We start from the raw sequence: 8,730 nt of genomic DNA, 5'->3' as shown, positions 1-8,730 counted from the left end.
TTTATGTCTTTTTTTAGGATGCGTAAAAAACATCATTTCGGTAATTTTTTGTCCGAAACTCCATAAGTTATATGCATGATTTGGCTTAAGTGCCATAAAAAAAGATAATCAATGAGATTGAAAAATTTCATTAAAGTTAGCCAAAATATAAGTTTGACGGATGTAAAATCCTGTCCTAGTCACAATTTGCGCTAAACATAACGATAAAAAACAACATCTTTGCAACTTATCCATGAAGAGTAAGCGGGCTTATTATTAATAAAATCAAGTGTTAGACTCAGGCTTTAACCATCAAAATGACTTACCAATTGTGTGATCGTCTTTTAGATTTTCTGGCGTTAACCTATTTCACTAACAAATAATTAAGACTATGTGCAATCACAGTAACTTATGCTTTCTGATAAAGTGTCCGGTCAGTCAGACAGGTGGAATGTGAGTCACCCTTCTTACGTACAGCAAAAAGGATTTTACCGTCATGTCTCATGACCCGATGACCACAGATTCATCCCCTGCCTTACCGCGCGCGGCCGCCTCTGTACCGGGCGTGGCGCAGCAACATGCAACACGACTGACGTTTCTGCTTTCGGGCTTTGCCATGGCCGCCTGGGCACCGCTGGTGCCCTTTGTGAAATTGCGTCTGGCGATCAGCGACGGCACGCTGGGACTGCTGCTGTTGTGCATCGGCGCAGGCTCGACCTTTTCGATGCCGCTGACCGGTTTTCTGACCGGTAAGCTGGGCTGTAAGACGGTGATTCTGATTGCCAGCACCTTGCTGTTGTTGTCTTTGCCTTTGCTGACGCTGATGGACAGCACGGCGGGCATGGCGCTGATCCTGCTGGTGTTCGGTGCCGCAATGGGCATGATTGATGTGGCGATGAACGTGCATGCGGTGGTGGTGGAAAAAGCCAGCGGACGCGCGATGATGTCCGGGTTTCATGGCTTCTTCAGCATGGGCAGTATTTTTGGCGCGCTGGCGGTCACCGGGCTGCTGTTTCTCGGGCTGACACCGTTTCAGTCGGTAGTTCTGGTGGTGATTCTGCTGGCGATTCTGGTGATGTTTACCAGTCCGCATTTGTGGCGTCACACCCGTCATGAAGGCGACGGCCCGATATTTGTGCTGCCCCGTGGCTGGGTGGTATTGCTCGGATTTTTATGTTTTGTGATGTTTATGACCGAAGGGTCAATGCTGGACTGGGGCGCACTGTTCCTGACGACGGAACGCGGCGTGTCGGCCCATCAGGCCGGTCTGGGTTACGCGGTGTTCTCCGTCGCCATGACCGCCGGACGTCTTACCGGTGACCGGATCATCGCCACGTTTGGCCGTTTTAATGTGCTGATGTACGGCAGTTTATGTGCCAGCCTCGGGCTGGTGTTGCTGACCACCGTCGATAATTTGTGGATAGCCGGACTGGGCTTTGTCATGATTGGATTTGGCGCCGCTAATCTGGTGCCCATCATGTTCAGCGCGGCGGGAAATCAGACGTCGATGCCCGCCAGTATGGCGATTGCGTCGGTGACCACATTAGGCTACGCCGGGATCCTGGCCGGTCCGGCATTGATCGGTTTTATTGCGCAAGTCAGCAGCCTGTCCATTGCCTTAGGTTGCGTGGCAGCCATGATGTTATGCGTCGCTGCCTGCGCCAGAGCCGTTGTCAGATAAAAAAGAGTGATAACAAGAATGAAGGAAAAAACTCATCATCATGGCTGGTAAATACTTATCGCTGACCTCGACCAATATCACGCGGTTCTTTTGGTTCTTCGTTTTGCTGCTGGTCATGGGGCTGGGCCTGTATGGCTATAATTACACCAATGCTTATCTGAACGATAAACTGCGCACGGTGCAGAACACCGCCGAACTACTGCAAAAGCGCATCGATAAGTACCGTTATATGACCTATCAGATTTATGATAACTTCACCGGCCAGCCGCTGTCGCCGGAAGCCGTCAGCACGCAGGAAATCCGCCTGCGTCAGGACATGTATTTTGTCTCGAAACCTCACAAAAAAACCGATGCGCTGATTTTCGGTACACACGACAGCTCAACGCTGGATCTGACCCTGAAAATTTCGGCGTTTCTGGATGACCAGTGGGGCGCCACTAACCAGCCTTATTCGCTGTACTACCTCAACGGTCAGGACAACAGCATGCTGCTGGTCACCACCGTACCGCTGCAACAGCAGGATTCCCGGCTGAAGGAAAACTACTTCACCAGTACGCTGCAATCGCGTCGCGCCGAAATGTTGCAACAGGCCAACACGCTGGATGAACGTGAAAGTTATTCGGCTTTGCGTAAATCACGCCAGAGCAATGATTACTCTTTCTCACTGCGCACAACCTTCAATAATCCGGGCCATCTGGCGACCGTGATTGCCTTCGATCTGCCGATGAGTGATCTGATCCCTTACAACATGGCGCGGGATAATTTCCAGCTTAATGGCAACACCACCGCCGTGAATGAAGGCGATCCGGCAGATGATGACAACGCCGCCGCCAGCAGCATTGTGATGCAGGGCTGGTCGCTGGTGTTTGACGTGCCTCTGAGCAATTCCCCGCTGTCGCTGACCTATCACGTGCCGCTGGTCAGTCTGGTGGTGGATCTTTCCCGCAATAACTTCTGGCTGATCCTCATCAACCTGTTCCTGATGGGTCTGGCGATGGCCAGCATCTATTTCATCCGCCATCAGTACATCCGGCCAAGCGAGAATATGGCCGCGCAGTTGCAAATGCAGCAGGCGCTGAATCAGGAAATCATCTCGGGTCTGCCGCTTGGTTTGCTGGTGTATAACTTCAGCAATCACAGCGTGATCCTCAGTAACAAAATCGCTGATCAGCTGTTACCGCACCTTAGCCTGAATAAAATCGCCAATATGGCCGAGCAGCATCACGGCACCATTCAGGCGACGGTGAATAATGAAGTCTATGAAATCCGCATGATCCGCAGTCAGATTTCGCCGGAAACCTACCTGTTTATGCTCCACGATCAGGATAAAGAGGTGATGGTGAACCGCACGCTGCAACAGGCCAAACGTGAGTTTGAGAAGAACCTGCAGGCGCGCAAACTGATGCTGCATAATTTGGGCATTGAGCTGAATCAGCCGTTGCAGGAACTGAACGGGCTGGCTGTCGCACTGGTGGAAGAACAGCACCCCGAAGAACGTCAGACGCTGGAAGGCAAGCTGCTCAATGAATCGCGGAATGCGCTGACGCTGGTGGATAACATCACCCTGCTGACCCGGCTGGAAACCCAGGACTGGCAACCGGCCAATGAAAGCTATGTGCTGTCGGCGATGGTTGATGAACTGCTGCTCGAGGCCCTGCCCCGCCTGAGTCAGAAAGGACTTGGCTTGCTCAATCATTTCCAGATTGCGCCGGACGCCACCTTTACCGGCGATGTGCAGGCCGTGAAGAAAATCCTGTCCCTGCTGCTTGATTACGCCATTGTCACGACGTCTCTGGGTAAAGTCACGCTGACCAGCGAACAGGACGAAGATCGCCCGGATCAGCTGATTTTCCACATTAACGACACCGGCAGCGGAATTTCCAAAGAAGAATTGAGCAATCTGAATTATCCTTTCCTGAGCCAGACGTTAGTCGATCGCTTTAATCACGGCTCCGGGCTGACATTCTTCCTGTGTAATCAGTTGTGCAAAAAACTGGGCGGTCAGCTGGAAATCCGCAGCAAGCTCAATATCGGCACGCGCTATACTGTTCGCGTTAAACAGCGTCAGGAAGCGCAGGAAGTGGAAGCGGACGACGAGAAATTACTGAACGATGTGACGGTGTTACTCGATATCACATCGGATGAAGTTCGCGGTATTGTTACGCGGACCATGAACGCTTACGGCGCTGTCTGCATCGTGGCGGATGACCGTCAGGTGGCGCGGGAATATGATGTTTTACTGACAGATAATCCGCAAAACAGTGACAAATTTACGCTGCTGCTGACCGACGATGAGTCCGGTTTCCAGCAGCTTGAAAAGCATTATATCCGCGTCAATTACAACATCAGCAGTGCGCTGATCGACGCAACCTTACTGTTAATTGAGCAGCAATTTGCTGTGTCCGATGACAGTGTTTCACCCGAAGAACCCGGAGAAGACTCTCTCGACTTTTATGAAAAGCAGCTAAAATCAAGCGATTACTATCAGCTTTTTGTCGAGACAGTACCGGAAGATCTTGAGAAACTGTATAATGAAAACCAACGCCGTGATTTCACATCACTTTCCCAAACAGCACATCGTCTCAAGGGGGTGTTCGCCATGCTGAACCTGACCCCAGGCAAGCAAATGTGTGAATCGTTAGAACAATACATCGCAGATGGCGATGCATTACAGATTACTGAAACCATCAATCACATTGATTCTTTTGTCTCCAGACTGCTCCAGCAAGGTAGCTAATCACATGAATAATATGAACGTAATTATTGCTGATGACCATCCTATCGTCCTGTTTGGTATTCGTAAGTCCCTTGAACAAATTGAATGGGTGAATGTTGTAGGCGAGTTCGAAGACTCAACGGCACTGGTTAACAGCTTAAGCAAACTTGATGCCCATGTGTTGATCACAGACCTGTCCATGCCGGGCGACAAATTCGGCGATGGCATCACGTTGATCAAATACATCAAACGCCATTACCCGCAGCTCTCCATTATTGTTCTGACCATGAACAATAACCCGGCGATCCTCAGTTCTGTTCTCGATCTGGATATCGAAGGGATTGTGCTTAAACAAGGCGCACCCACCGATCTGCCGAAAGCGCTGGCCGCTTTGCAGAAAGGGAAAAAATTCACGCCTGACAGCGTGGCAAAATTGCTGGAGAAAATCAGCGCCAACGGTTACGGCGACAAACGCCTGTCTCCGAAGGAAAGCGAAGTGCTGCGCCTGTTCGCAGAAGGCTTCCTGGTGACTGAGATTGCCAAAAAACTGAACCGCAGCATCAAGACCATCAGCAGCCAGAAGAAATCGGCCATGCTGAAACTGGGCGTGGAAAACGATATCGCCCTGCTGAACTACCTGTCTTCCGTCAGCTCCCAGCCGGTGGATAAAGACTAACGTTTCAGGGCGATATGTAGGTCCAGACGTACAAAAGGCACCGGAAGGTGCCTTTTTCACATCTGAACCCACATACCGGAGTGTGATGTTTTGAACTGCATGAGCAGTGAGTCCGGTTATAATATTTGCAAAATCAGCAGAATTTACTGAATTTTAAAGTTTTAGAAATCTCACCGTGTATTATTCCATGATGGCAGGCACTATATAGGGAGTGGACTTCAACTCATAAATATATCAAATAGATCTTGAGAAAACCTATGCAAAGGTAAATTAATAGAACAGCTTAGTAAACAGTTAAAATGAGTTGTCATTCGCAGTTTAATTCCACTATAAAAACACCCTCATTAATACAAGAAAAACCATGACGGAAAACATAACTGAATCAAGCCAGATAATCATATCTTCTTTTTCATGGTGGATTGTATTGTCATACTTTGCTATTTCACTGTTCGCTATTTTTTCACTTTACTTGATGCAACTTGCTATATGTAAAGGAAAACGAAGGATGTTTTATTTTTTAGGATTTTTAGCTTGCATGGTTTTTGCACTCCCCTATTTTCGGGCAGCAGTTTTTAGCGATGCATTTCTCGGGTTCATTGATATTGAAATATACCCGTACCTGCGTCCGTTTCATTTTATATTTTGTTTTTTATGCTTATATTGCATTCCGGTTAAATACAGACTGCGATAGGATTATTTTGAGTATTTGTAAAAGAGCGGGCTATAAGCAGTTTTAATAAACCTGGCCATCTCAGGCAGGATCAATACAAAAGGCACCTCACGGTGCCTTTTGTATTTTCCGACGTCGTCCGTCAGGACTGTCGTTTTTTGCGCACCAGCGCGCTGTAGTAGCTGAGGGTACTGCGCAGGGTATCGAGCGTGACCGGCTTCGACAGGCAGTTATCCATACCCGCTTCCAGACAACGCTGACGCTGTTCCGCCAGCGCGTTGGCCGTTACCCCAATCACCGGCAGCGTATGGCCCAGCTCACGCAGTTTTTGCGTCAGGCCATAGCCGTCGAGTCGCGGCATGTTGACGTCGCTGAGCACGATATCAATTTCATGAGCGCGCATGGCATCCAGCGCATCCATCCCGTCATTGGCGGTGACGACGATATAGCCCATTGTGCCCAGCTGATCTGCCAGCAGTCGGCGGTTGATCGGATGGTCGTCGACCACCAGCAGGGTGATGTCGCTGAAGTCCTGCGTCACTGCGGCTTCAGGTGCCGGTAAACCGCCCTCTTCCGCCGTTGCCTCAAGATGGTAAATCCGGTTGAGCAGCGCCGTGATCTCCAGCGGTGTCGAGGTGCTGTGAACCCAATAGCCCGGCCGGGTTTCCACCGGTGGCCCGATATGGTCGATGGAGAATTCAATCTGCGCGGCCAGCTCACCCTTGTGGATCAACGGCGTATCGGTGATCAGCACGTCTTCCCGCTGACTTTGCAGACCCGGCTCGCAACGCTGAACGTTCGCGCCGTAATAGCGCATCAGTTGCATCAGATAGCTTTCCAGATAAGCATTGCGCACATCCAGCCAGACCGTTTTGTCCTGCCAGTTATCCAGCGGTTCCCCTGACGGGAAGATGGCGTTATACAGCGGGATGCGCACCGTGAAGGAACTGCCCAGCCCCGGCTCGGATTCCACCTCGATATCGCCATCCATCAGGTTAATCAGCTTTTCACAGATCGCCAGACCCAGCCCGGTGCCCTGGAAATGACGTTGCACGCCGGTTCCGACCTGGAAGAACGGATCAAACAGGCGGGTGATTTCCCGCTCGGGAATGCCGACGCCGGTGTCGCGTACCTGGAATTCGAGGTAGTTGCCGCAGGTTCTGACGTTCAGCACGATACAGCCGGTATCGGTGAATTTGATCGCGTTATTGAGAATGTTCGAAATGACCTGCTGTAAACGCACCGGATCGCCATTGAACGATAACGGCACGTTATGCTCGATAAAGCAGTACAGCCCGAGGCGTTTTTTCACCACCAGCGGCAGATAGTTACCGGCAATGTGGGTGATCACTTCGCGACAGGAGAAGTCCTGCGGCTCGATTTTCAGCTGCTCGGATTCGATTTTGGAGAAGTCGAGAATGTCGCTGATGATTTTCAGTAACAGCGCCGAGGAGTTGTTCATCGCCGTCACCAGACGGTCAACCCCCTGCGGCAGTCCCTGAGTTTGCAGTAAATCCAGGTTACCGATGATACCGTACAGCGGCGTACGTAATTCGTGGCTGACCGTCGCCAGGAACATAGATTTCGACTGGCTGGCCTGCTCGGCGGCGTTCGCCATTTCCTGCAGGGATTCTTCCATTTTCACCCGCGCGCTGACGTCGATCAGTACGCAAATCGCCACGTCTTCGTTTCTGTAACGCGAATGCACGAAGCTCAGCTGGATGTTGTTATTGTTCTTGGTGATAACATCGACGAAATTCGTCTGCTGATCGCAGATGATCCGCGTAATGCGCTGCCGGTCTTCCTGCGTCAGCATGCTGATATAGTTGTGCGCCAGCTCGTTACTCAGGATATTTACGCCATCGCTGATACGCAAAATGGAGATCCCGACCGGGGCTGAGGCCACGATTTTATGATTGAACTGCTCGTGCTCTTCCAGCCGGAAAGCGTTCTCCTCCGCCGGTAAAAACATTTTGCGCTCAAATACCCAGGCCAGAATAAACAGCAGCAGGCCGGAGAAAATATTCAGTAAGACGGCGTTAAATATCAGGATTTTAAACCGCTCAATCACCGTATTAAACGGCATGGAATACACCACGCTGAGGGACGATGGCGTCAGCGGCTTTTTATAAATAAGATCTTTGTAGCCATTCACGTATCCGAAATACGCGCTTTCCTGCGGATACACTCCCGGCGCGGGATTGGTGTGTTCATTTTCAGAAATCCGCAGCAAGGGCTGATCATCAGCGTCCAGCAACGTGACGGAGGTGTGCTGGGCGTTCGGGTTGATCAGGTCTTCCATACGCAGGTTTTGCTGAATGCCCATCAGCGCTTCCAGCTTGTTGCCGACATAAATCGGCGTCAGCACGTACAAATAACCGGAGTCTTTATTGTCGGACTGCGACACCCAGTACAGGCTGTTTTCTTTATCCTGACTCTTGCCGTTGCGGTATTGCAGGATTTTTTCGTGCAGCGATTTCAGTTGATCCTGACTCTCACGCTCAAGCGGTTCACTGCTGATACCGAAATCGACCAGACACAAATTCTCACCGCTGATATAAAACACGCGGTTGAGATCATAGGCATCGGAAAAATTGTCTTTCCAGTAGTGGATCATGTTACCCAGTGAAGACAGCGAATTACGGTAGCTGTCGTTGATCTGGGAACAATCAGATTCAGGGAACAGGGAGAGATACGTCGGCGTGGTATTTTTGGTGCTGATCATGCCATTGATGATATCCAGCCCGTTCATCGAGTCGCTGAGCCGTTTCTCTGCCATAAACTTAATGCTGTGCATGACGTCATTCGAGTTTTTGACGTAACTCTGCGCCAGATCGTAATTGAGGTTGTCCTCATCGCGGATCTCGGATTCTTTGTTATGGAAAATACTCAGCACATAAAAGGTGGTCAGCAGCACACCCAGTGTCCACAACATAAGCGCCAGCACCCGGAAAAGATAACGGGAGATCCTCAGCGTGGTGCGAAACGAAGCAAGATATTTCAAGGGT

General features: G+C 50.4%; 4 protein-coding genes. 3 read left to right on the top strand and 1 reads right to left on the bottom strand.

Translation table 11 applies throughout. From position 1 onward, the window contains the following. Nucleotides 1-490 precede the first annotated feature (490 nt). Genes J9880_RS14290 through rcsB form a run of 3 tightly spaced genes read left to right on the top strand, consistent with a single transcriptional unit; the run spans nt 491 to nt 5,052 of the window. Nucleotides 491-1,660 (top strand): MFS transporter, encoded by a 1,170-nt coding sequence (locus J9880_RS14290; protein ID WP_195817538.1) that lies wholly within the window; start codon nt 491-493, stop codon nt 1,658-1,660. Nucleotides 1,661-1,700: 40 nt separating this feature from the next. Then, the gene (rcsD, locus tag J9880_RS14285; RefSeq protein WP_232769507.1) at nt 1,701-4,397 is read left to right on the top strand and encodes a phosphotransferase RcsD; all 2,697 of its coding nucleotides are present in this window, start codon (nt 1,701-1,703) and stop codon (nt 4,395-4,397) included. Between the two features lie 4 nt (nt 4,398-4,401). Next, a complete protein-coding gene (rcsB, locus tag J9880_RS14280) occupies nt 4,402-5,052 on the top strand; it encodes a response regulator transcription factor RcsB (protein WP_013574620.1) in 651 nt (216 codons plus the stop codon). 812 nt (nt 5,053-5,864) lie between these two features. Here the strand turns inward: rcsB and rcsC are convergent. Continuing rightward, nucleotides 5,865-8,726, bottom strand: coding sequence for a two-component system sensor histidine kinase RcsC (gene rcsC, locus J9880_RS14275; protein WP_232769506.1), 2,862 nt, complete (start codon nt 8,724-8,726; stop codon nt 5,865-5,867). Between the last annotated feature and the right edge of the window lie 4 nt (nt 8,727-8,730).

The sequence above is a fragment of the Rahnella victoriana genome (genome assembly GCF_021276285.1).
Classification (GTDB): Bacteria; Pseudomonadota; Gammaproteobacteria; order Enterobacterales; family Enterobacteriaceae; genus Rahnella; species Rahnella victoriana.
Note: the sequence above shows the minus strand (reverse complement) of the source record. Positions and strands in the feature narration are given on the sequence as shown.